Genomic DNA, 24,976 nt, shown 5'->3' with positions numbered 1-24,976 from the left:
TTTTTTATTCATAGCCGTTGCCCCCTACATTTGCGGCTGTATTTAACGACAAATTTTAATGAATAAAAAAATGAATAGATTACTTTGGATGCTGGTTGCACTATTGTCGCTGGCTGCATGTACGGAAGATACGGAGTATACAGCCGGAGTTTGGTATCGTCGTTCGGATTTTGACGGAGTGGCGCGTATGGATGCCGCCGGATTTACTATTGGCAATAAAGGCTATCTCTGCGGTGGGTACCGGGGGAGCAAGAAGGAACGCCTGAAGGACCTTTGGGAATACCATATTGACAATGACTGGTGGACACAGTGTGAAGATATGCCCGATGAGGCTATCGCACGGAATGCCGCTACAGGATTTGCTGTAGGTACCAAAGGATATATTGTCGGTGGATATGACAAAGATGCCAATGACTATCTGGATGATTGTTGGGAATACGACCCGGCGACGGGAAACTGGAAACAGATGGACCCCTTCGGGGGAGGTGCCCGTATGTATGCACTGGGATTTGGTATAGGAAATTATGGTTATGTCGGTACGGGGTATAACGATAATTACCTGAAAGATTTTTATCAGTTTGATCCTTCGGCTGCTTCCGGTTCGCAGTGGACAATCATTAATGGGTTCGGCGGACAGAAACGTCAGGGAGGGATGGTCTTTGTCATTGATGATATAGCCTACATCTGCGGAGGCGAAAATAATAATGCGGACGTTTATGATTTCTGGTGTTTCGACCCTTCACAAAGCACGCCCTGGAAACAGTTACGGGATATCAAAGATTCAAGCGACGATGATTACGATGATGATTATACCTCGATTGTACGCTGTTATGGCTGTGCTTTTGTGATTGATGGCAAAGGATATATCGCTTTGGGACAAACATCCTCATCGAGCCTTCGTTCTAATTACTGGATATATGATCCGGCAACGGACTTGTGGGATGGAGAAGACCTGACGGATTTTGAAGGCAGTTCGCGTGTGAAAGCGGTTTGTTTTTCGACAGGTAAACGGGGAATTGTCGCTACCGGTGGCACCGGAACTTCCTCCTCTTCATTCTATGATGATACTTGGGAATTGAAGCCTTATGAATATGAAGAGAAATAAAAAGTGGATAGGTATTGGTCTTATTGTTCTGCTGTTGGGCGGAGGAATTACTTGCTATAAGAAGGTGAACCTCTCTGACCCATATCATTTGGAAGTGATACAAGGTGAAGATAGTATCGGATATGGCTATCAGATTTATAAAGGAGAACGTGTGATTATTGCCCAGCCTTTTATTCCGGCTGTCACCGGGAGAAAGACTTTCCGGACAGAACAGGATGCCCGGCATGTAGGAGACTTAGTACTGGAACGGATCAGAACGGGACAGGATTTTACCGTGTCGAAAGAAGATTTGAAAGGTTTGGGCATTACACATTAGTGCCGCCTTATTGGCACAAGATTATATCTAAAGTGCGGATAATTAGAATTCTATGAAATGAAATTCACGTGATTCTTATTATCCGCACTGATATAATACCTTGGATTTATTCCCCCTTCCTTTGATTTATTATTCTGTCTTGGGTGTCACTACATAGTCCTCTTTTATAAACTCATCATATACCCGTTTCGGATGGTCGAATGCTGCGGTTCCGTTCCTCTGTTCATTGAAGTTCTCCCGGCGGAATTGTTTCAGCTTCAGATTATCTTCGGCATATTCTCTCAATTTTTTATGTTCACGACCATAGAGTGAACTCTCCGTAACATCAGAATCAAGCAGGCTTTCTTTAGGAGTAATGGTTGGTAAGAGCACTTGTTCCAGTAATCCACGATAGGCACCATTATATTCACACCAGACGAGATCGTTGGCTGTAAATATACGGTAGAAGTACTTTGACCAGGCGGTTTTGATTTCTATTGACTGAGCATAAATCTCAATGGTTGCTTCTGAACCATACGCTTGATCACGAATTACCACGGTCGTCCGACCGCTGATTTCTTCCTTCACGGAAGTTTGCCATTTGTCGGAATGTAGAATTTCCTGAATAATTTCCGGCAACTTTTCTTTAATTTCAAACTGTATTCTCATAGTGCTTGCCTGCGGGCAGGACTTTTTTTGAATTTTCCTACTTAAACAATTAAGCTAGCCTAAAGTTACATAGATTGAAGCAAAAAAACAAGATATTGTTTGAATATTTATTATTTTTGCCAAACTATCTGCCTTTTTCGTTTGTTTTTATTATAATTATGCAACAAATAGCAAAAAACAAGTTTATGCAGAATAAAGCCCGGAAGAATTACATCATCTATGTACTTATGCTCCTTCTGTTTGGAGGGCTGATTTATGTTGCTATTGAAGAAGGCGACAGGTTTTCACATCACGCGGCAAATACGTTAAACATGGTACAGGAGGGTCCTTTTGCCATGTTTCTTCAATTTATGCAAGATAATCTGCATCATCCGCTGACGACATTGCTTATCCAGATTATTGCCGTATTATTAATGGTACGTCTTTTCGGCTATTTGTTTAGTCTCATCGGACAGCCGGGGGTGATTGGGGAAATCGTAGCCGGCATTGTCTTGGGGCCTTCTGTCCTGGGATTTTTTTTCCCGGAAGCTTTTCACTTTCTGTTCCCTGTCCACTCGCTGACCAATCTTGAACTGCTGAGCCAGGTCGGATTGATCCTTTTTATGTTCGTTATCGGCATGGAACTGGATTTCAGTGTGCTGAAAAATAAGATTAATGAAACGCTGGTGATCAGTCATGCCGGGATTTTGGTACCTTTCTTTCTCGGTATCCTGTCCTCTTACTGGATTTATGAAACGTATGCCGCCGATCATACGCCCTTTTTACCTTTTGCCTTGTTTATAGGTATCTCCATGAGTATTACCGCTTTCCCTGTGCTGGCGCGTATCATTCAGGAACGAAATATGACCAAAACTCCCTTGGGGACTCTTGCGATTGCTTCTGCTGCCAATGATGATGTAACTGCCTGGTGTTTGCTGGCTGTGGTTATTGCTATCTCAAAGGCGGGTAGCTTTGCCAGTGCACTTTATTCCGTAGGGTTGGCCGTAGTCTATATTGCAGTAATGTTTCTGGTGGTCCGTCCGTTTCTGAAAAAGGTGGGGGAGGTATATGCCAATAAGGAGGCAATCAATAAAACGTTTGTGGCATTTATCCTGTTGATTCTTATCATTTCTTCCTGCCTGACCGAGATTATCGGTATTCATGCTTTGTTTGGAGCTTTTATGGCGGGGGTGGTGATGCCCTCGAATCTGGGTTTCCGCAAGGTGATGATGGAAAAGGTGGAAGATATTTCTTTGGTCTTTTTCCTGCCGTTGTTCTTTGCGTTTACGGGGTTGCGTACGGAGATAGGTCTGATCAACAGTCCGGAACTGTGGATGGTGTGTTTGCTGTTGGTGACAGTGGCTATCGTCGGCAAACTTGGAGGTTGTGCCATAGCTGCCCGTCTGGTGGGTGAGTCGTGGAAAGACAGTCTGACGGTCGGCACCTTGATGAATACACGCGGATTGATGGAATTGGTTGCATTGAATATCGGTTATGAAATGGGAGTACTACCTCCGTCTATTTTCGTAATTTTGGTCATTATGGCGCTAGTTACAACCTTTATGACTACTCCGCTGCTACATTTGGTCGGACGTTTCTTTGTACATCGGGAAGAAAAGTTATCTTTGAAGCGCAAACTTATATTTTGCTTTGGTCGTCCGGAATCCGGACGTAGTCTGCTTTCCATTTATGATTTATTGTTTGGGAAGCAGTTGAAGAAAGAACATGTGATTGCAGCGCATTATACGGTGGGTACGGATTTGAATCCGTTAGATGCCGAACATTATGAAAGCGAAAGTTTTGCTTTGCTCAATCAAAGAGCTGCCGAACTGAATATTCAGGTGGACAATCATTATCGGGTGACGGATAAACTGGTGCAGGAAATGATTCACTTTATCCGCAAAGAACATCCTGATATGTTGCTTTTGGGAGCCGGAAGCCATTACCGTCCCGAAATGCCGGGAACTCCGGGAGCTATTTTGTGGCTGACGCTTTTCCGTGATAAGATTGATGACATAATGGAACAGGTGAAGTGTCCTGTTGCCGTATTTGTGAATCGCGGTTATCGGGAGGGAGCGCTGGTTAGCTTTGTTTTGGGAGGAATGATCGATATATTCTTGCTTTCGTATATTAGTATAATGTTGCAAAACGGTCATTCGGTGCGTCTTTTTCTTTTTGATACGGACGATGAGGAGTTCTGTCGGTGCATGAATGACTTGCAGGCTCGTTATTCCGGTCAGATAACGATAGTACGGTTTGCAGGAGTAGAAGAGTTAGTAACCAGGGAGAAAGATGGATTGTTGGTAATGAGCCATCTTTCGTATACAAAATTATCCGAGGATGAGCTTGTGATGCGGGAATTGTCATCTTTGCTGGTCATCCGCAGGAATAAGAATAAGGGAGAAAAAAATGAAAGACTTGAAATTGGATGAGCATACAGGGTTAGTACTTGAAGGGGGAGGAATGCGGGGAGTATTCACCTGCGGTGTACTCGACTATTTAATGGATCATAATATTCGTTTTCCTTATGCGATCGGGGTGTCGGCAGGAGCTTGCAATGGTTTGTCGTATGCATCCCGCCAGCGTGGGCGTGCAAAGTTCAGCAATATCGACTTGTTGGAGAAGTACAATTATATCGGTTTGAAACATTTGTTCAGGAAACGTAACATCCTTGACTTCGATTTGCTTTTCAATGAATTTCCCGAACATATTCTTCCCTATGATTATGATACATACTTTGCTTCTCCCGAACGTTTCGTGATGGTAACAACGAATTGTGTGACGGGCGAAGCCAACTATTTCGAAGAGAAACGGGATAAAAGCCGCGTGATTGATATTGTACGGGCGTCCAGTAGCCTGCCTTTTGTTTGTCCTATTACTTATGTGGATGATGTTCCGATGCTCGATGGGGGGATTGTAGACTCTATTCCTTTGCAGCGGGCTATTGCTGACGGTTGCACCCGTAATGTGGTTGTACTTACCCGTAATCGCGGTTATCGGAAAGATACCAAAGATATCCGTATTCCATCCTTTGTTTACCGGAAATATCCGAAGTTGCGCGAAGCGTTGAGCCGTCGGTGTGCTGTTTACAATGAGCAGCTGGAAATGGTGGAACAAATGGAGGATGAAGGAAAGATTATCGTCATTCGTCCGCTGAAGCCGGTTATGGTGGACCGGATTGAACGGGATGTGCAGAAACTGACGGAATTTTATGAAGAAGGATACGACTGCGCAAGAAACCTGTTCGAAGTTTAAGTAAATAATAAATGACCTGATTTGTTTGTAGTCCGCATGAGAAATGCGGACTACAAACTGTGATATTTATATATTTCTGTATAATATTTCTACAAATACTCTTCTTTTGCCTCAATTAATTCGATTTTAAGTCATTATTAATTGGTTTTTGTGGTATTTATTAAGGGATGCCCCTTTACTTTGCTGAAAAATAATTTTTGGCAGACTTAATAACATAACATGAAAAATAAAAAAATAACATGGTAAAAAGGTTTGATTGGTTGTTGGTGTATTTATTGTTTTCAATAGGGGTGATGGCACAATCCGGTGGGAAACAGTATAATTCTTACAAAGGATTGGTCATGGCAGGTTATCAGGGGTGGTTCAACACCCCTGGTGACGGCTCGGGCCGTGGTTGGCATCATTATAATGGACGCAACGGGTTCCGTCCGGGCTCATGTTCGGTGGATCTTTGGCCGGAAGTGTCGGAGTATAAGAAACTCTATAAGACCGAATTTTCCTTTGCTGACGGCAAACCGGCTTATGTGTTTTCTTCTCATGATGAATCTACCGTAGATGTCCATTTCAGATGGATGAAGGAGTATGGACTGGATGGTGTCTTCATGCAGCGTTTTATCACAGAAATACGAAATGAAAGCGGATTGAAACACTTTAATAAGGTGTTGAACTCAGCGATGAAGTCTGCTAATAAATACGAACGGGCTATCTGTGTGATGTACGACCTGAGCGGCATGCAGCCGGGAGAAGAGCGGTTATTGCTGAAAGACATCGCAGAAATATCAGAACGCTATTCATTAAAAGACCATGCAAAGAATCCGTCTTATTTGTATCACAACGGTAAACCGCTGGTTACGGTTTGGGGAGTCGGATTTAATGATAATCGCCGTTACGGACTGAAAGAAGTTGCTCATATTATTGATGGCTTGAAATCACAAGGATTCAGTGTGATGCTTGGAGTACCTACTCAGTGGCGTGTGCTGGAAGGAGATACGGAGCCGGACCCCCGACTGCATGAACTCATCCGCAAATGCGATATTATGATGCCTTGGTTTGTAGGGCGTTATAATGAAACGACTTATCCCAAGTACCAGAAATTGGTGGAAGAAGATATTCAGTGGGCAAAGAAGAATCAGGTGGATTACGCTCCGTTGGTTTTCCCCGGTTTTTCATGGGGAAATCTGAAAGGAAAAGATCATAACTCGTTTATTCCCCGCAATAAAGGTTCTTTCCTTTGGACGCAATTGACGGGAGCCATTCGTGCAGGTGCCGAAATGATTTATGTAGCTATGTTTGATGAAATAGATGAAGGGACTGCCATCTTTAAATGCGCCCAAAAGGTCCCTGTAGGGAAAAGTACATTTGTACCTATTGAAGAAGGAGTAGAAAGCGATCATTATTTGAAATTGGTGGGGGAAGCTGCTAAGATTCTGAGAAAGGAAAAAGCGATAGCATATAATACTAAACTGAATCCGGCTGGTCCGAATCCTTTTATCCGGCACATGTACACTGCTGACCCGTCAGCACATGTCTGGAAAGATGGCAGATTGTATGTGTATGCTTCGCATGATATTGCTCCTCCGCGTGGATGCGACTTGATGGACCGGTATCATGTGTTCTCCACCGATGACATGATCAATTGGACGGATCATGGAGAAATCCTGAGTTCTGAGCAAGTGCCGTGGGGACGGAAAGAAGGAGGTTTCATGTGGGCCCCGGATTGTGCTTACAGAAATGGTACCTACTATTTTTATTTCCCTCATCCCAGTGAAACGGATTGGAATGACAGCTGGAAGATTGGTGTGGCTACCAGCAATAAACCCGCAGAAGGATTTAAAGTGCAGGGATATATTGAAGGAATGGACCCGATGATTGATCCTTGTGTATTTGTGGATGATGACGGACAAGCTTACATTTATAATGGCGGTGGTGGCATCTGCAAAGGAGGGAAGCTGAAAGATAATATGATAGAACTGGATGGTACCATGCGGACTATGGAAGGGCTGGTAGATTTCCATGAGGCTACTTGGATACATAAGCATAACGGAAAATATTATTTGTCTTATTCGGACAATCATGACGACGGGGAAAAACACAACCGGATGTGTTATGCAATCAGCGATTCGCCTTTGGGTCCCTGGGAATACAAGGGAATTTATATGGAACCTACCGACAGTTATACCAATCATGGTTCTATTGTCGAGTTCAAAGGACAATGGTATTCTTTCTATCACAACAGTGCACTGTCCGGTCAGGATTGGTTGCGTTCCATTTGTGTGGACAAGCTGTACTACAATCCGGATGGTACTATAAAAATGGTAAAGCAAACTAAATAACAGATACATCGGACCTTCTATTTTTGCTTGTGAATTAAAAAACTGATAGTATGAATATAAAAAGAGACTTGTTAACTATCCTTGCATGCAGTATGAGCCTGCATCTTTTGGCACAGGAAAAGTTTCCGTTCAGAGATCCGCAACTTCCTGTCGAACAACGTGTGGAAGATCTGGTTTCTCGCCTGACGCTGGAAGAAAAAGTAAAGCAAATGCTGAATAGCACACCTCCTGTTGAACGGCTGGGAATCCCTGCCTATAACTGGTGGAATGAATGTCTGCATGGCATCGGACGCACTAAATATCATGTAACCGTATTCCCACAGGCTATCGGAATGGCTGCGGCCTGGAATGACGCTTTGATTAAGGAAGTCGCTTCTTCCATAGCCGACGAAGGACGTGCCATCTATAACGACACACAACGAAAAGAAGACTACAGCCAATATCACGCATTAACTTACTGGACGCCTAATATAAATATATTCCGTGATCCCCCGTTGGGGACGCGGACAGGAAACCTAATTTGCAGGTCCTGTCGGTGGTATGAGCGACCGTCAGAATCCATTGCGCGAATCGTACGATAACCGTGATAATCATTTGGATTATTGGCGTTTGTTTGGTAATGGATATGTAGAACTGAAACCGATTAAAGGACTGTCACTTCGATCTAACTTTGGTATCGACCATTATTCTTCTTTCATTAATTCAATGACGAATACGTATCATTCGGATATTGTCAATAATGATATTGCAAAGACAACATTGTCTCATAATAATGAAACAAACTGGACATGGTCCAACACGCCCAACTACAATTTCCTGCTTGCAGATAAACATGATTTTACTGTATTACTGGGTACTGAAATGTCCAAGCAGTCAGTGATTGATTTCTCCGCTTATTCAGAAGAGTATGCATTGGAAGATAAAGACTATATGTGGCCGAATGCAGCAACAGGAACAACGAGAAATTCCGGTGCCAAAGTAGGATATAGACTGGTTTCTTTCTTTGGAAAGGTGGATTATAACTATGATGATTTTATTCTGGCATCGTTTACTATTCGCCGTGACGGCTCTTCACGTTTTGGCAAGGACAATCGTTGGGGAACTTTTCCTGCCGCCACGCTGGGACTACGTTTGTCGAAACTGCTCCGGAAGGATTGGATGGATGACTGGAAACTGCGTTTCTCATGGGGACAGACCGGTAATCAGGCTATTGATAACAATGCGCAGTTTGGTTTGTATGTAGCCGATTATGGACTGGACCGGGTAACTTCTACGGCTTATGACTTGTTTTTGCAATATTCAGGAACTTTCCCGTCAGGCTATCGTGCTACCCAACTTGCCAATCCTAATCTGAAATGGGAATCTGCAGAACAATTTAATATAGGTACGGACTTCACTCTTTTTAAGGGTAGTTTGTATGGATCTGTCGATGGTTTCGTCAAGGATGTAGACGATATGTTGATCAATCCTGCTTATCTGGGGGCTTTGGGCGAAGGTGGCGCTTCATGGGCTAATGGTCCTTCCTTACGCAACTGGGGTATGGAATTTGCACTGGGATATCGTAAAAACTTAGCTTGTGGACTTGGTCTTGATGTCACTGCTAATCTGGACTTCTTCCGTAATAAGGTCACTTACCTTCCGGAAACGTCAACAGGGTCTTATGCTCATACGACAACTGAAAATCTGGTTGAATCCGGTCGGCCTTATGGTTCCATCGTAGGGTATGTAGTAGAAGGAATTTTCCAGAATCAGGCAGAAGTCGATGCTTCCGGTCAGCCAAATGCGCGTGTCGGTGGTCTGAAGTATGCTGACCTCGATGGTAAAAATGGCATAACAGCTGATGACCAGACTTGGATTTACAATCCTGTTCCGGCTTTTTCTTACGGTTTGAATATTGCACTGAATTATAAAGGATTTGATTTAAGCATGTTCTGGCAAGGTGTATATGATAAAGATGTGTACAATAACCAGAAATTCCAGACAGACTTCTGGAGTATAACGGATGCTGGCTCAAACAAGGGAAATCGTTTGTTGGGTGCATGGAATACAAACAATACAGGTTCCACTATCCCTGCATTGACTACTAACAATACAGCTGATGAAGGACGTTCCTCAACCTATTTCGTAGAAAATGGTTCTTATTTGAAACTTCGTAATCTGCAATTAGGATATAATTTGCCTGCATCGTTCTTGTCTAAATTCAAAATGAGCAGTGCACGTGTTTATTTGTCAGGACAAAACTTGCTGACTATCAAGAGTAAAAGTCTGACTTGCTCTGATCCGGAGAATCCTGATTGGAATTATCCGTTGGCTACTTCTATTTCATTTGGTTTACAACTTGGTTTTTAATATTTAAAAAGGAAGAATTATGAAGAAGATATATATGTTAGTGACAGCTTGCCTGATGAGCTTGACCTTGACAAACTGTGATGATTTTCTAGACTATAGTCCAACAGCGGTTATTGATGAGGATAAAGCTTTTTCAGATCCTGAAAAGATGGTAAACGCTGCTTATGCCATGTTAGGAGACTGTTGGTATTCATATCCGTTCAACTTATTTCCTTACGGTGACATTACTTCTGATGACTGTCTGAAAGGAGGATCGGGAACGACGGATACAGGATATCACCCTCTGGAAATTTGGTCGACGTTGACAGCTACTACTCCAAATGAAATGGATGAACTTTGGTATCGTTTATATTGTGCTGTCTCCCGTTGCAATCGGGCATTGGTTGCTTTAGACAGAAACGGAGACAGGGTCTTGGGAGAAAATGTAAAAGAACAACGTGTTGCTGAGGTGAAATTCCTTCGTGCACATTTCTATTATAAGCTATTGGTATTATTCCGCCAGGTTCCTTGGATTGATGAAATAGCGTATACCAATAATAGTATAGAGCAAATCCGTAATGATGAGTTTTCTTATGAAGAACTGTTTGGTAAGGTGATTGCGGATTTTGAGACTGCTTATAATGTATTGCCTGCTGAACAGACTGACGGAGGACGGGTTAATAAGATTGCCGCCGCCTCTTATCTGGCCAAATGTTATTTGAACTTGGCATGGGGAGACGGTTATGAGGCTACGACAGGTGAGAGCCACATAAACGAAGACTATATGCAGAAGGTGGTAACTTATACGAATGAGGTGACAGCTTCAGGTTATGATTATCTGGAAGATTATGGAGATATCTTTTTGCCGGATTACAAGAACAGTAAAGAATCCATCTTTGCAGTACAATGTTCCGACTATCAGGATGATAATACAAGTTATGGACGGGCTAACTGGTCGAACACTTTGAATGGATGCTGGGGAATGTGGTCTTGTGGATGGGACTTTCATAAGCCGTCACAAAACCTGGTTAATGCATTCAAAACTAAAGATGGTTTACCCATGTTTGATGATTATAATGAGGAAATAGATTATCCGGTCAATGGTGAGGTGGATGAACAGAAGTGGGACCCACGTTTATTCCATACGGTAGGTATGCCGACATATCCGTATAAATATGAAGCTGAATATACGATGACCAAAAATAATTCCCGTACACCGAATACGTATGGATATTATACTTCTTTGAAAGAAGTTCCGCAGCGTTCTAAAGGAGAAACATACAATGGGTCTTGGCAAGCTTTTGCTATGAATGACTATGTATTCCGTTATACGGATGTGATGCTCATGCGTGCTGAAGCATTGGTAGAACTGGGTGAACTGGGTGAAGCACGTATTATTATTAATGATATTCGCGAGAGAGCCGCCAATTCAGTAAACAAACATATTGCTTATGCCAAAGACCAATGCGAGATCGCTCTTTATCCCGAGTCTTATTTTCAGGATAAAGAAACAGCACGTAAATGTCTGCGTTGGGAACGTCGTTTGGAAATGGCTATGGAAAATGGACGTTATTTTGACTTACGTCGTTGGGGAATTGCTTCCGAAACGTTGAATGCTTACTTTGCAAGTGAACAGAATAATGTATATGACGGACAAACTTATGCTCAATATTATAAAGACGCCCATTATGAGCCGAATAAGAATGAGTTTTTCCCGATACCTTATAATCAGCTGTATTATATTCCCGGATTATATACTCAAAATAAGAATTATTGATTCATAGGATGACTGTATCAGACGTTAAGTAAAGCACTTATTAATAAAAAGTATACTGAGAGGTAACATCTTTTACAGCGTTTGCAACAAAAGTGATAGGCGCTTCCTTCTGGAGCGCCTATCTTTGCACTGTAACAACTATCAAAAGTATAACAACCTTAATACCATAGAACATGAATTTATTTTTTTCTGTCAAACGACTTCAGACTGCTCTGATTTGTTTTATTCTCATGACTATTTCTGTTTCAACCCGAGCGGCAGGTTCTCCTTTGCAGATTAGAAATCTGGGAGAAGGTCATTGCCTTGTACGCGTCAATACTTCCCAGAAGTATCTGCTTCTGCCCGTAGAAGATGCTTCCCCCGATGTACGTATCAGTATGATCGTTAATAATAAAGAGGTAAAGAACTTCGATGTGCGCCTCGCTGTCAATAAGGTAGATTATTTTGTTCCGGTAGACCTTTCCGATTATTCCGGCAAGACAATCTCTTTTAAATTTAAAATGAACTCAAACGACCCTGTTCGTGTCAACCTTTCACCGGACAATACTGCTTGCTGCAAAGAAATGAGATTGTCCGATACTTTCGATACCGGTAACCGGGAGAAGTTCCGTCCCACCTACCATTTCTCTCCGCTTTACGGATGGATGAACGACCCGAACGGAATGGTATATAAAGATGGCGAATACCACCTCTTTTATCAGTATAATCCTTACGGCTCCAAATGGGGAAACATGAACTGGGGACATGCGATCAGCAAAGACCTGATTAACTGGGAACATCGCCCCGTCGCCATAACTCCCGATGCACTCGGCACTATTTTCAGCGGTTCGGCTGTAGTAGACCATCATAATACTGCCGGCTTCGGTGCAGGCGCCATCGTCGCTATCTATACTCAAAACAGTGACCGCCAAGTACAAAGCATCGCTTATAGCACTGATAACGGACGTACTTTTACCAAATATGAAAACAATCCTGTACTGGTGTCCGAAGCACGTGATTTCCGTGACCCGAAAGTCTTCTGGTACGAAGGAACACAGCGCTGGATCATGGTGCTGGCAGTAGGACAGGAGATGCAAATCTTCTCTTCACCTGATCTGAAAGACTGGACCTTTGAAAGCAGCTTCGGCGAAGGATACGGCGCTCATGGCAATGTGTGGGAATGTCCTGACCTGTTTGAACTTCCGGTAGAAGGAACCGGTGAAAAGAAATGGGTACTGCTCTGCAGTCTTGGTGACGGGCCTTTCGGAGATTCCGCAACTCAATATTTTGTCGGCAGTTTCGACGGTAAGAAGTTTATTTGTGACAATCAGCCAAATGTCACGAAATGGATGGACTGGGGAAAAGACCATTATGCTACTGTAACTTGGAGCGATGCTCCCGATAACCGCCGTATTGCTATCGCATGGATGAGCAACTGGCAATATGCCAATGATGTGCCGACCTCTCAATACCGTAGTCCGAACTCTGTTCCCCGTGACCTGAGTCTGTTTGCTGTAGGAGATGGCATCTATCTTCAATCTGCTCCTTCTCCCGAATTGCTGAAGTTGCGTGATATTTCTAAGAAGCGTTCATTCAGAGTGAACGGAACCCGTACGGTAAAAGAACTGGTTCCCGGTAACGAAGGTGCTTATGAAATAGAGCTGGCTATCAGAAATCAGCATGCAGATGTCATCGGCTTCCGTCTCTACAACGATAAAGGAGAAGAAGTAGACATGCAGTACGACATGAAAGAAAAGAAATTTTCGATGGATCGCCGCAAGAGTGGTGATGTAGGTTTCAATGAGAACTTTCCGATGTTGACCTGGACCGCGATTGAAGACGGCAAAGAGGAATTGAAACTTCGTCTGTATGTGGATAAGTCGAGTGTGGAAGCTTTCGGTGATGGCGGACGATTTGCTATGACGAATCAGGTATTTCCTTCGGAACCTTATAATCACATAGACTTTTATAGTAAAGGAGGAGCTTACAAAGTAGACTCTTTCGTAACCTATAAACTGAAGAAATAAAACAGCCCTTTCTTGCCGCGTTCTTTAATGGTTTACCTTTTAGGAAGGCATCATCTATGAGCTAACATGCCTTTATCTTTCCTTTATGTATGGGAGATGGCTATCGTCTCACCCGGGTGAAACGAGCACATCATTGTAGTGAAACGGTCTGCTCACCCCTGTGATACGTTCTTATCACGACTGTGGAACATAAGGGATATAAGGAGAAAAAATAAGAAGAGCCTGTTGAGAAAGAAACAGAATAACTGTGCTAATATACGAAATTATAATAGATAAAACAATGGAAAATACTAAAAACGCTTCTCTTTCTAAGCTTATCCCTGTGATGCTTTGTTTCTTCGCGATGGGATTTGTTGACTTGGTGGGCATTGCCTCCAACTATGTAAAGGCAGACTTAGGTCTGACGGATTCACAGGCAAACATCTTCCCCTCACTGGTGTTCTTCTGGTTCCTTATTTTCTCTGTACCTACCGGCATGCTGATGAGTCGTGTCGGTCAGAAGAAAACAGTATTGCTCAGCCTGATTGTGACATTTGCTTCTTTGCTGTTGCCTGTTTTCGGAGACAGTTATGCACTGATGCTCATCTCTTTCTCTCTGCTGGGAATAGGAAATGCTTTGATGCAGACTTCACTGAACCCGCTTCTTTCCAACATTGTCCGTGGCGACCGCTTGGCAAGCAGCCTCACTTTCGGACAATTTGTGAAAGCAATAGCCTCTTTCCTCGCTCCATATATCGCTATGTGGGGAGCTACGCAGGCTATTCCTTCTTTCGGCCTCGGCTGGCGTGTACTTTTCCCGATTTACATGATAGTGGCCATCATTGCTATATTCCTGCTCAACGCCACGCAGATTGAGGAAGAGAAAGAAGAAGGCAGACCTTCCACTTTCGGTCAGTGTCTGGCATTGCTTGGCAAACCGTTTATCCTGCTTTGCTTTATCGGAATCATGTGTCATGTGGGTATCGATGTCGGTACAAATACCACTGCTCCAAAGATTCTGATGGAACGTATTGGCATGACGCTTGATGAGGCCGCTTTTGCTACGAGTCTTTATTTTATCTTCCGTACGGCAGGTTGCTTCCTGGGTTCTTTCATTCTGCGCAAGATGTCCCCGAAATCTTTCTTCGGTATCAGCGTGGTTATGATGCTGGTTGCGATGGCCGGTTTGTTTATCTTCCACGAACAGGCTGTTATTTATGCTTGCATTGCTCTGATCGGTTTTGGAAATTCAAATGTATTCTCTGTTATCTTCTCACAGGCGTTGCTTTATCTTCCGGGCAAGAAAAATGAAGTATCCGGTTTGATGATTATGGGACTTTTCGGCGGAACGGTATTCCCGTTGGCTATGGGCGTTGCATCAGATACCTCGATGGGACAGAACGGTGCGATAGCTGTCATGACAGTCGGCGTACTTTATCTGCTGTATTATACGTTCCGTATTAAAAAATAACTTTATATTTGGAAAACAATTAAATCCGTAGATCATGAATAATATAATCGTAGGAATGGGCGAAGCATTATGGGATGTATTGCCCGAGGGAAAGAAAATAGGCGGAGCTCCGGCAAACTTCGCTTATCATGTATCACAGTTCGGTTTCGACAGCCGCGTGGTTAGTGCGGTAGGCAGAGATGAACTGGGCGACGAAATTCTGAAAGTATTCAAAGAAAAGAATCTGAAGACACAGATCGAACAGGTTGATTATCCTACCGGTACGGTACAGGTGACACTGGATGGTGAAGGCGTTCCCTGTTATGAGATTAAAGAAGGTGTGGCATGGGACAATATTCCTTTCACGGACGAATTGAAACGCCTTGCTTTGAATACACGTGCTGTTTGTTTCGGTTCGCTGGCGCAGCGCAATGAAGTAAGCCGTGCTACGATCAACCGTTTCCTCGATACGATGCCTGATATAGACGGGCAGTTGAAGATATTCGATATCAATCTTCGTCAGGACTTTTATACGAAAGAAGTATTGCGTGAATCTTTTAAACGCTGCAACATCCTGAAAATAAATGATGAAGAACTGATAACTATCAGCCGTATGTTCGGTTATCCCGGTATCGACTTACAGGACAAGTGCTGGATTCTGCTGGCAAAATACAATCTGAAAATGCTGATTCTGACTTGTGGTATCAATGGCAGCTATGTATTTACTCCGGGAGTTGTCTCTTTCCAGGAAACTCCGAAAGTTCCAGTAGCTGATACGGTAGGGGCGGGTGACTCCTTTACCGCTGCTTTCTGTGCTTCCATCCTGAATGGCAAGTCGGTTCCCGAAGCGCACAAACTGGCTGTTGAAGTTTCCGCTTACGTTTGTACGCAGAGCGGGGCGATGCCTGAACTTCCTGCAGTCTTGAAAGAACGGTTGAGGTAATCTTTCTTTTGAATATAAGGGCAAAGGCAGATCTTTTAAACAGAGACCTGCCCTTGTCTTTTGAGGTAATTATCCCCCTCCCCGAAATTTGCCGGAAGTGGTGAATACAAGAACGGATATCGGACAGGGTGTTGGAAATGTTACACTATTGATGGGAAGCCGGAGAAGGAGTGGGAAAAAACAGATCAGTCCGAAAATCCGGTTTAAGCTCCATACTGTACCGAAATGATGAATTGGCTGCACTATCATGCTGCAAAGTAATTCTTCATTCTTCATTCAAAACCGATTCGAAATGAACTAAATTATAAATTGAGGATTAGGCACGGATTACACGGATTAACACGGTTTTAGTGCTATGATTACGTAAAACAACCGTGTTAATCCGTGTAATCCGTGCCTAAATATATTCTTTTCCGATTCGAAAGAAACAAACAGAAAACAACCGGGGGCGGATTGATCCAGGAAAACGTATGATCTAGGTGAGGTACGGACATAAAAAAAGGAGCAACGCCTTGCTCCAACCTTTGTTAACCTTAAATCTAATACTATGAAAAACACATTGCAAAGATACGGGCTTCTGTGAAATTAGCAAATAATCCAAATAAATAAGCCTGTTTTATAACATAGATTAAGTGTTTGGTTTACCCTTTATACTTTTCTTAATAAATGCTGAAGGAGTAAATCTCGTTTTTCTTCACTTTTATAAGTGAATAATTTAGTGATAGTTAGTGGACTTCACAGTTTTATTTTTTATTTTTGTTCTCCATCAGCTTGTTTGGTTTTCAGAGGTGAGGTAGTAAATCTCTGTATACTGATGGAAAGAATAGTTGGATGACAGAAAAGAATACGAAAAGATGAAATACAGTAAATGGATACCTCTATTATTTTGTTTGGTTTGGTTGACAGCGTGTCGACAAGATGCTCCTCATTTCCGTATTGGTGTAGCACAATGCAGCGACGATTCCTGGCGACATAAAATGAATGATGAGATTCTTCGGGAAGCGATGTTTTATGAAGGTGTTTCGGTAGAGATCCGTTCGGCGGGAGACGATAACAGTAAGCAGGCGGAAGATGTCCATTATTTTATGGATGAGGGAGTCGATCTGCTGATTATTTCCGCTAACGAAGCAGCTCCTATGACTCCGATTGTAGAAGAAGCCTATCAGAGAGGTATCCCCGTTATCCTTGTGGACCGTAAGATTCTTTCGGATAAATATACTGCTTATATTGGTGCCGATAATTATGAAATCGGTCGTTCGGTAGGAAACTATATTGCCTCCCGCCTCGAAGGGAAAGGAAATGTGGTGGAACTTACCGGATTGAGCGGTTCGACTCCCGCGATGGAACGGCATCAGGGATTTATGGCTGCTATCAGTAAATTTCCGGATATCAAACTGATTGATAAAGCCGATGCTGCATGGGAACGTGGTCCGGCAGAAATAGAAATGGACAGCATGCTCCGGCACCATCCCAAGATTGATGCCGTGTATGCTCATAATGACCGTATTGCTCCGGGAGCCTATCAGGCAGCCAAGAAAGCGGGCCGGGAAAAAGAAATGATTTTTGTGGGTATAGACGCCTTGCCGGGCAAAGGAAATGGGCTGGAACTGGTACTCGACAGTGTGCTGGATGCTACTTTTATCTATCCTACCAATGGCGATAAGGTGATGCAACTGGCCATGAATATTCTTGAAAAGAGACCCTATCCCAAAGAAACGGTGATGAATACCGCCGTTGTCGACCGTACCAACGCACATGTCATGCAGTTGCAGACTACACATATCTCTGAACTCGACAATAAAATTGAAACACTCAACGGACGTATCGGCGGTTATCTTTCCCGCGTAGCTACGCAACAAGTCGTCATGTATGGCAGTTTGGTTATTCTGTTGCTGGTGGCAGGGCTATTGTTGGTCGTTTATAAATCACTTCGCTCCAAGAACCGTCTGAATAAGGAACTCTTCCAACAGAAGCAGCAGTTGGAAGAGCAGCGTGACAAACTGGAAGAGCAGCGTGACCAATTGATACAGCTTTCTCACCAGCTGGAAGAAGCGACCCATGCCAAACTGGTGTTTTTTACAAATATATCTCATGATTTTCGTACTCCGCTGACATTGGTTGCCGATCCGGTAGAGCATTTATTGGCGGATAAGACTTTGAGTGGCGACCAGCACCGGATGCTCATGCTGATTCAGCGGAATGTGAATATCCTGCTGCGTCTGGTTAATCAGATTCTGGATTTCCGTAAATATGAGAACGGGAAGATGGAATTTACTCCGGTTTCTGTGGATATCCTTTCTTCTTTCGAAGGGTGGAATGAATCTTTTCAGGCGGCAGCCCGTAAGAAGCATATTCATTTCTCTTTTGATTCTATGCCGGAGACAGATTATCATACATTGGCAGATATGGAAAAGCTGGAACGTATTTATTTCAATCTCCTGTCCAATGCCTTTAAGTTTACACCGGAAAACGGAAAGATCGCTGTCCGCCTCTCCTCACTTAATAAAGAAGACAAGCGATGGATACGTTTTACAGTGGCAAATACCGGTTCTATGATTTCCGCTGAACATATCCGCAATGTTTTCGACCGTTTCTATAAGATCGATATGCACCATGCCGGTTCTGGAATCGGATTGGCATTGGTGAAAGCTTTCGTAGAAATGCATGGAGGAACAATCGCTGTGGAGAGTGATGAAAAGCTGGGCACGATTTTTACAGTTGAATTACCTGTACAGTCTTGTGAGACGGTTGCCACCGAACCGGATGATATCCTTGTTTCTCCGGACTCCCGCACAACGGATATTTTGTTGACCGAAGAGGAAGAACTGGTAAAAGGATATGATTCTTCCAAACCGTCCGTGCTGGTCATTGACGATAATGAGGATATCCGTTCGTATGTTCATACGCTGTTACACACAGATTATACGGTGATTGAAGCGGCAGACGGTTCCGAAGGTATCCGCAAGGCTATGAAGTATGTTCCCGACCTGATCATTTCCGATGTGATGATGCCGGGTATTGATGGTATTGAATGTTGCCGCCGACTGAAAAGTGAGTTACAGACTTGTCATATTCCGGTTATTCTGCTGACTGCCTGTTCGCTGGACGAACAACGTATTCAGGGATATGACGGTGGTGCGGATTCTTATATATCCAAACCGTTCAGTTCGCAGTTACTGATGGCACGTGTCCGCAATCTGATCGATTCTCATCGTCGTCTGAAGCAGTTCTTTGGTGACGGGCAGACGTTGGCGAAGGAAGATGTCTGTGACATGGACAAGGATTTTGTAGAGAGATTCAAGTCGTTGATTGAGGAGAAGATGGGAGATTCCGGTCTGAATGTGGAGGATTTGGGTAAAGAGATGGGGCTCAGCCGTGTACAGCTTTACCGCAAGATTAAATCGTTGACTAATTATTCTCCGAACGAATTGCTCCGAATTGCCCGTTTAAAGAAAGCGGCTTCTTTACTCGCCTCTTCGGACATGACTGTGGCGGAGATTGGTTATGAAGTAGGTTTCAGTTCACCTTCTTATTTTACCAAATGCTATAAAGAGCAGTTCGGAGAGAGTCCGACGGATTTCCTGAAAAGGAAAGGATAGTTTGATGAACAGGATACAAAGAAATATGAAAGATTATAAAGTAGATAAAGAGAGCTTTTCCGACTCTTTTCGGAAGGAAGTGTACGAAGTTATCTCCCAGATACCTGTGGGAAAAGTATCTACTTATGGAGGTATTGCCTTGCTTTTGGGGGTACCTCAATGTTCGCGGATGGTAGGACGCGCTCTAAAAGAAGTACCGGATGGGTTGCTGGTTCCCTGCCATAGAGTTGTCAATTCCGCCGGAAGGCTGGTGCCCGGATGGGTGGAACAAAAACAACTCTTGCTGGCAGAAGGAACTGCTTTCAAGGCTAACGGATGTGTTAATCTGAAAGAGCATCTGTGGCAGGCGGATGAATGAGAGATACCATGAAGGTGAGCCATATCATCCGTATCCATACTATAAAGAATACCCATACATGAAGCCATAAGGTTCTGGTGATGAATGTTCTGACGGGAACAGGAACAAACAGGTCGATAGGTACGACACATAGCAGTGCAAAGCATGACCAGAACAGAATCTTGTCTGTCATTGTGCGTGTTGTCCTGCTCCAATACCACAGCATGAAACCTGCCAATGCTATGATGTAGGTATGCTTTTCGGCAGAGTCACTCAGCAATACCACCCATCCCATGAGGATACCCAAAGCCTGGGCGCGGAATGTAAAGGATGGCCATTTGCGGAAATTCCCCAAAAAGAGAAGAGTCAGCAGACCGAGCATTCCTAGCTGAAGAGTACGGAAATGGGGTAATGTCCACGCTGCAATGGGGCGGGCATAGAAAAATGAATCATACGCTCCGGTGGACTGATGGACAGCAAGACTATGACACCATTCTTCATAATAAGGAAACAAATCTATAGGAGCTATTTTGATTAAAGGTAACGCAAGCAATACGATGCCTGTTCCGACGGCATAACCTAAGTTACGCCAAAAGTGAGGATAACATAGCAGCAGTGCCAGTTCGAAAATACCATATACTTTGGTACATCCTGAAATCATGATTAAAAGAACAGCCAGAAATCCCCGGTCTTTCTCCAGCAATGTATAGGCAAATAAGAACATGCAGGCTACCGTTATATTATACTGGAATGAAAGCAGGCTTTGTCCCAGAATCAGCAACAGAAAAAGGAACATACGGCATTTTTGCTGATGGGTAAATTGTCTGGGAAGAGTGAAGATCGCCAGAAAGAACAGTGAATAATTGAATAGATTCCATGCGAAAGGTCCCAGCCATGCAGGCAGGTACGCAAACGGAGCGAACAGTACCGTGAAAACAGGAGAATAAAGAAAGAAGCGTCCGTGAAATTCTACAAAATCGGTAGTGTAAGGACTGATTCCTTGCCAGAAGAACTGAGTCGCATCGGAAAAGACCATAAAGTTTTGATGCCTTCCTCGCATAAATTCGAGCAGAGTCACTATAAAAGCGAGCAGGAAACCTATCAGATAGAGATTCCGCCGATGATAGAAAAACGGCATTTTTGGGGGTGTTTTACTAAAGTACTGAACTTGGCTTTTGCCGTCTAGTGTAGCAGAACCTGTTTGTTTTTCTTTTGTTGTGTAATGACAATTATCCTTCCCCAGGAAAATTGTAGTAAACCTGTTGAACATATAGAATCTAGTTTAGTTATCGGTGTCAAATATACGGTGTTTAAGTGAAATATTCAAACTTATTTTATATTAATCTGCCTGTTTGCTTTATTGTGTTGAGTGATAGGGAGATAGGGATCGGATGTCTTTTCGTATCATTACAAATAAAGCTTTCGATACGACCTTGCTCCTGAATAAAATTTGCATGTTTAATCCGTTTTTCGTATCTTTGTGCCAGCAAGATACTAGAACAGACTGTTTTTGTACTTACGAAATGCTATTTTTTTGCTATTCATTGAAAGGATTATCTTATCAAATTCTATTCCTTTTTTAATTACTCAGTCTGTCAATAATCATTTTATTAATTATTTCGGGAGTCATTGTAATTTGCCCCGTATTCAAATCAGAACTTTATACGATATAAAGAAAGATTTCTGTTATCGTTTGTTCTTATTTTGCTGTGTATATTATTTTAATAACCTAAACCATTTTATTGTATGAGTAAAATAGAAATTAAAGATCTTTATCTGGTTTTTGGCAATGAGAAGCAGAAAGCTTTGAAGATGCTGAAAGAAGGTAAAACTAAAAGTGAAATATTGAAAGCGACCGGGTGTACGGTTGCGGTGAAAGATGCGAATCTTTCCATTAATGAAGGCGAAATATTCGTCATTATGGGGCTTTCCGGTAGTGGAAAGTCCACGTTGCTTCGCTGCATCAACCGCTTGATTCGTCCCACCTCCGGTGAAGTGATTATCAATGGAACAGACATAGCCAAGGTGTCGGATAAAGAACTGTTGCAGATTCGTCGAAAAGAGTTGGCGATGGTCTTCCAGAACTTCGGTCTGCTTCCTCATCGCTCCGTTTTGCACAATATTGCTTTCGGGCTCGAGTTGCAGGGAGTGAAAAAAGGAGAGCGGGAAAAGAAGGCGATGGAGAGCATGCAGTTGGTGGGACTGAAAGGTTACGAAAATCAGATGGTAAGCGAACTGTCGGGAGGGATGCAGCAACGTGTGGGTTTGGCACGTGCTTTAGCCAATAACCCCGAAGTGCTGTTGATGGATGAGGCTTTCTCCGCGCTCGATCCTTTGATTCGTGTGCAGATGCAGGATGAATTGCTGACTTTACAATCGAAGATGAAGAAAACAATTGTCTTTATCACTCATGACCTGAGCGAAGCGATTAAATTGGGTGACCGGATTGCCATCATGAAGGATGGGGAAATTGTACAAATCGGTACGTCGGAAGAAATCCTGACCGAACCGGCTGACGCTTATGTGGAACGATTTGTAGAAAACGTAGATCGAAGCAAGATTATTACGGCTTCCTCCATTATGGTAGATAAACCCATAGTGGCACGTTTGAAGAAAGAAGGTCCGGAGGTACTGATCCGTAAGATGCGTGAACGTAACCTGACTGTTCTTCCGGTTGTCGATTCCAATGATATACTGGTAGGAGAAGTGCGGTTGAATGACTTGCTGAAACTGCGAAAGGAGCAAGTCCGCTCCATCGATTCCGTAGTAAGGCATGAAGTGCATTCGGTATTGGGTGACACGGTTCTGGAAGATATTTTGCCATTGATGACAAAAACAAATTCGCCTATTTGGGTGGTGAATGAGAACCGGGAATTTGAAGGCGTTGTGCCTCTTTCGTCACTGATCATCGAAGTAACGGGAAAAGATAAAGAAGAAATTAATGAAATCATTCAAAACGCAATAGAATTATGATAAATATCGGACAATATATAGAGATGGCCATTAATTGGCTGACAGAACATTTTGCTTCATTCTTTGATGCTCTCAGTATGGGGATCGGAGGATTTATAGATGGATTCCAGCATGTGCTGTTCGGAATACCTTTTTATATTACAATCGCAGTATTGGCTGCGCTTGCCTGGTTCAAGTCGGGCAAAGGAACGGCCCTCTTTACTCTTTTGGGCTTATTATTAATCTATGGTATGGGCTTTTGGGAAGAAACGATGCAGACACTGGCATTAGTGCTTTCTTCCACCTGTCTGGCATTGCTTTTAGGGGTGCCGTTGGGGATCTGGACTGCCAACAGTGACCGTTGTAACAAGATAATGCGCCCTATCCTCGACTTTATGCAGACAATGCCTGCTTTTGTCTATCTGATTCCTGCTGTCCTGTTTTTCGGATTGGGTACTGTGCCGGGAGCTTTCGCTACCATCATCTTTGCGATGCCTCCTGTGGTTCGTCTCACCGGTCTGGGTATCCGTCAGGTGCCTAAAAATGTGGTAGAGGCTTCCCGTTCTTTTGGTGCCACCCCTTGGCAGTTGCTTTATAAAGTACAGTTGCCCTTGGCGTTGCCTACCATCCTGACAGGAATAAATCAGACGATCATGATGTCACTCTCAATGGTAGTGATTGCTGCCATGATTTCTGCCGGAGGATTGGGAGAAATCGTACTGAAAGGTATCACTCAAATGAAAATCGGGCTCGGATTTGAAGGAGGTATTGCAGTCGTAATATTAGCGATTGTACTGGACCGGATTACTCAGGGAATGGCAGACAACAGAAAGAATAAAAAGAAATAAGAACGCATAAAAGAAAGGAATATATCAATGAATAAGATAAAAACGATAGCGGCTATGTTTATTGCCGCTCTGCTGTTCACCGTAGTTTCCTGCGGCGATAGTGGAAAGAATAAGAAGATAAGTATCGCCTATGCCAACTGGGCGGAAGGTATCGCTATAACAAACCTTGCTAAAGCAATTTTTGAGGATCAGGGATATGATGTGAAGTTATTGAATGCAGACCTTGCACCTATATTTACTTCTATCTCCCGTAAGAAAGCCGACATATTCATGGACGTCTGGATGCCTGTCACCATGGAAGATTATATGAAACAATATGGAGACAAACTCGAAACGATCGGTGATATTTATGATAGCGCCCGTATCGGACTTGTTGTTCCGGATTACGTTACTATCAACTCGATAGAAGAACTGAATGCAGAAAAAGAACGTTTCTCCGGTCAGATTGTCGGCATCGATGCAGGAGCCGGTATTATGAAAGCTACTGATCAGGCCATCAAAGATTATGGACTGGACTATAAACTGCTGACTTCGAGCGGACCTGCCATGACTGCCTCACTAAAGAAGGCGATTGATAGAAACGACTGGATTGTTGTAACAGGATGGACGCCTCACTGGATGTTCGACCGTTTTAAACTGAAGGTGCTCCAAGACCCTAAACATATATATGGCAATGCGGAGTCCATTCATACTGTAGCATGGAAAGGTTTTAGCGAGAAAGACCCTTTTGCTGCCAGACTTCTGAGAAATATCCGCCTGACAGACGCGGAGATCAGTTCTTTAATGACTGCTCTGGAAGAAGCCCGGACAACGGAAAGACAGGCTGCCCGTAAATGGATGGAGGAACATAAAGAATTAGTTGACAGTTGGATTCCTGAGAAGAATCCGGCTATGAACTAAATGGATGAAGTTTTACTTCAACCATCCCCCCATTCTTTCTTTTCCGTAGAAGTAGTAGAAAAGTAATCCCACCCAACTGGTCAGGACGATTAACACGATAGCTATGAGTCTTTTCTCTATAGCTGCATTGATGTTCCAAATTTCTATAGCGGCTCTGAAAGTCAGTATCAAACCGACAATCCAAATAATAAATCCAATCATATCTTTTGAGTTTTAGTGAT

General features: G+C 43.2%; 18 protein-coding genes and 1 pseudogene. 16 read left to right on the top strand and 3 right to left on the bottom strand.

The genetic code is table 11. The features are described 5' to 3' along the window. Positions 1-58 precede the first annotated feature (58 nt). Positions 59-1,105 carry a Kelch repeat-containing protein gene (locus K6V30_RS22400; RefSeq protein ID WP_029425661.1) on the top strand — a complete coding sequence of 349 codons (1,047 nt, stop codon included), beginning with the start codon at positions 59-61 and terminating at the stop codon, positions 1,103-1,105. Further along, complete coding sequence (locus tag K6V30_RS22395; protein ID WP_224207205.1) at positions 1,092-1,421, top strand: DUF4907 domain-containing protein; 330 nt, start codon at positions 1,092-1,094, stop codon at positions 1,419-1,421. The genes K6V30_RS22400 and K6V30_RS22395 overlap by 14 nt, the downstream gene beginning before the upstream one ends. A gap of 129 nt (positions 1,422-1,550) precedes the next feature. On the opposite strand, the gene K6V30_RS22390 is transcribed toward K6V30_RS22395, so the two are convergent. Then, entirely contained in the window at positions 1,551-2,069 is a 519-nt protein-coding gene (locus K6V30_RS22390) for a hypothetical protein (protein ID WP_022302514.1), read from the bottom strand. 185 nt (positions 2,070-2,254) lie between these two features. On the opposite strand from K6V30_RS22390, the gene K6V30_RS22385 reads away from it, so the two are divergent. The 11 genes and pseudogenes from K6V30_RS22385 to K6V30_RS22340 all read left to right on the top strand — a co-directional run bounded on the left by K6V30_RS22385 (position 2,255) and on the right by K6V30_RS22340 (position 20,076). After that, positions 2,255-4,480: a cation:proton antiporter gene (locus tag K6V30_RS22385; RefSeq protein WP_055270633.1), complete on the top strand. Its 2,226-nt coding sequence runs from the start codon at positions 2,255-2,257 to the stop codon at positions 4,478-4,480. Next, positions 4,458-5,303 carry a patatin-like phospholipase family protein gene (locus K6V30_RS22380; RefSeq protein ID WP_055270631.1) on the top strand — a complete coding sequence of 282 codons (846 nt, stop codon included), beginning with the start codon at positions 4,458-4,460 and terminating at the stop codon, positions 5,301-5,303. Before K6V30_RS22385 ends, K6V30_RS22380 begins: the two co-directional genes overlap by 23 nt. 1,424 nt (positions 5,304-6,727) lie before the next feature. Then, positions 6,728-7,636: a family 43 glycosylhydrolase gene (locus tag K6V30_RS25450; protein WP_371441477.1), complete on the top strand. Its 909-nt coding sequence runs from the start codon at positions 6,728-6,730 to the stop codon at positions 7,634-7,636. 50 nt (positions 7,637-7,686) lie between these two features. Continuing rightward, complete coding sequence (locus K6V30_RS25445) at positions 7,687-8,217, top strand: glycoside hydrolase family 3 N-terminal domain-containing protein (protein WP_055270627.1); 531 nt, start codon at positions 7,687-7,689, stop codon at positions 8,215-8,217. Next, positions 8,156-9,985, top strand: a pseudogene (locus K6V30_RS22370) (SusC/RagA family TonB-linked outer membrane protein); the annotation flags it as partial. The gene K6V30_RS25445 and the pseudogene K6V30_RS22370, both read left to right, overlap by 62 nt. A gap of 19 nt (positions 9,986-10,004) precedes the next feature. Next, positions 10,005-11,741, top strand: a complete 1,737-nt coding sequence (locus tag K6V30_RS22365; protein WP_010538982.1) for a RagB/SusD family nutrient uptake outer membrane protein — start codon at positions 10,005-10,007, stop codon at positions 11,739-11,741. A gap of 173 nt (positions 11,742-11,914) precedes the next feature. Further along, positions 11,915-13,747, top strand: coding sequence for a glycoside hydrolase family 32 protein (locus K6V30_RS22360; RefSeq protein ID WP_055270223.1), 1,833 nt, complete (start codon positions 11,915-11,917; stop codon positions 13,745-13,747). Positions 13,748-14,027: 280 nt separating this feature from the next. Further along, positions 14,028-15,197 (top strand): MFS transporter, encoded by a 1,170-nt coding sequence (locus K6V30_RS22355; protein ID WP_010538980.1) that lies wholly within the window; start codon positions 14,028-14,030, stop codon positions 15,195-15,197. A 34-nt stretch (positions 15,198-15,231) separates the two neighbouring features. Next, positions 15,232-16,119, top strand: coding sequence for a carbohydrate kinase family protein (locus K6V30_RS22350; RefSeq protein WP_010538979.1), 888 nt, complete (start codon positions 15,232-15,234; stop codon positions 16,117-16,119). A gap of 854 nt (positions 16,120-16,973) precedes the next feature. After that, positions 16,974-19,718: a substrate-binding domain-containing protein gene (locus K6V30_RS22345; protein WP_055270233.1), complete on the top strand. Its 2,745-nt coding sequence runs from the start codon at positions 16,974-16,976 to the stop codon at positions 19,716-19,718. Positions 19,719-19,743: 25 nt separating this feature from the next. Further along, positions 19,744-20,076 (top strand): MGMT family protein, encoded by a 333-nt coding sequence (locus tag K6V30_RS22340; protein WP_055270231.1) that lies wholly within the window; start codon positions 19,744-19,746, stop codon positions 20,074-20,076. Here K6V30_RS22340 and K6V30_RS22335 read toward each other — a convergent pair. Further along, the gene (locus tag K6V30_RS22335) at positions 20,039-21,193 is read right to left on the bottom strand and encodes a glycosyltransferase family 87 protein (protein WP_055270221.1); all 1,155 of its coding nucleotides are present in this window, start codon (positions 21,191-21,193) and stop codon (positions 20,039-20,041) included. The two genes, K6V30_RS22340 and K6V30_RS22335, sit on opposite strands and share 38 nt — an antisense overlap. Positions 21,194-21,801: 608 nt before the next feature. Between K6V30_RS22335 and K6V30_RS22330 the strand changes: the two genes are divergently transcribed. Genes K6V30_RS22330 through K6V30_RS22320 form a run of 3 tightly spaced genes read left to right on the top strand, consistent with a single transcriptional unit; the run spans position 21,802 to position 24,755 of the window. Further along, complete coding sequence (locus K6V30_RS22330) at positions 21,802-23,028, top strand: quaternary amine ABC transporter ATP-binding protein (protein ID WP_010538975.1); 1,227 nt, start codon at positions 21,802-21,804, stop codon at positions 23,026-23,028. After that, a complete protein-coding gene (locus K6V30_RS22325; protein ID WP_010538974.1) occupies positions 23,025-23,855 on the top strand; it encodes an ABC transporter permease in 831 nt (276 codons plus the stop codon). Before K6V30_RS22330 ends, K6V30_RS22325 begins: the two co-directional genes overlap by 4 nt. 54 nt (positions 23,856-23,909) lie before the next feature. Continuing rightward, positions 23,910-24,755, top strand: coding sequence for a glycine betaine ABC transporter substrate-binding protein (locus K6V30_RS22320; protein WP_074759489.1), 846 nt, complete (start codon positions 23,910-23,912; stop codon positions 24,753-24,755). A 12-nt stretch (positions 24,756-24,767) separates the two neighbouring features. On the opposite strand, the gene K6V30_RS22315 is transcribed toward K6V30_RS22320, so the two are convergent. Then, positions 24,768-24,956, bottom strand: a complete 189-nt coding sequence (locus K6V30_RS22315; RefSeq protein WP_055270219.1) for a hypothetical protein — start codon at positions 24,954-24,956, stop codon at positions 24,768-24,770. Between the last annotated feature and the right edge of the window lie 20 nt (positions 24,957-24,976).

Origin of the sequence: Bacteroides faecis (assembly GCF_020091505.1) — a bacterium.
Classification (GTDB): Bacteria; Bacteroidota; Bacteroidia; order Bacteroidales; family Bacteroidaceae; genus Bacteroides; species Bacteroides faecis.
Note: the sequence above shows the minus strand (reverse complement) of the source record. Positions and strands in the feature narration are given on the sequence as shown.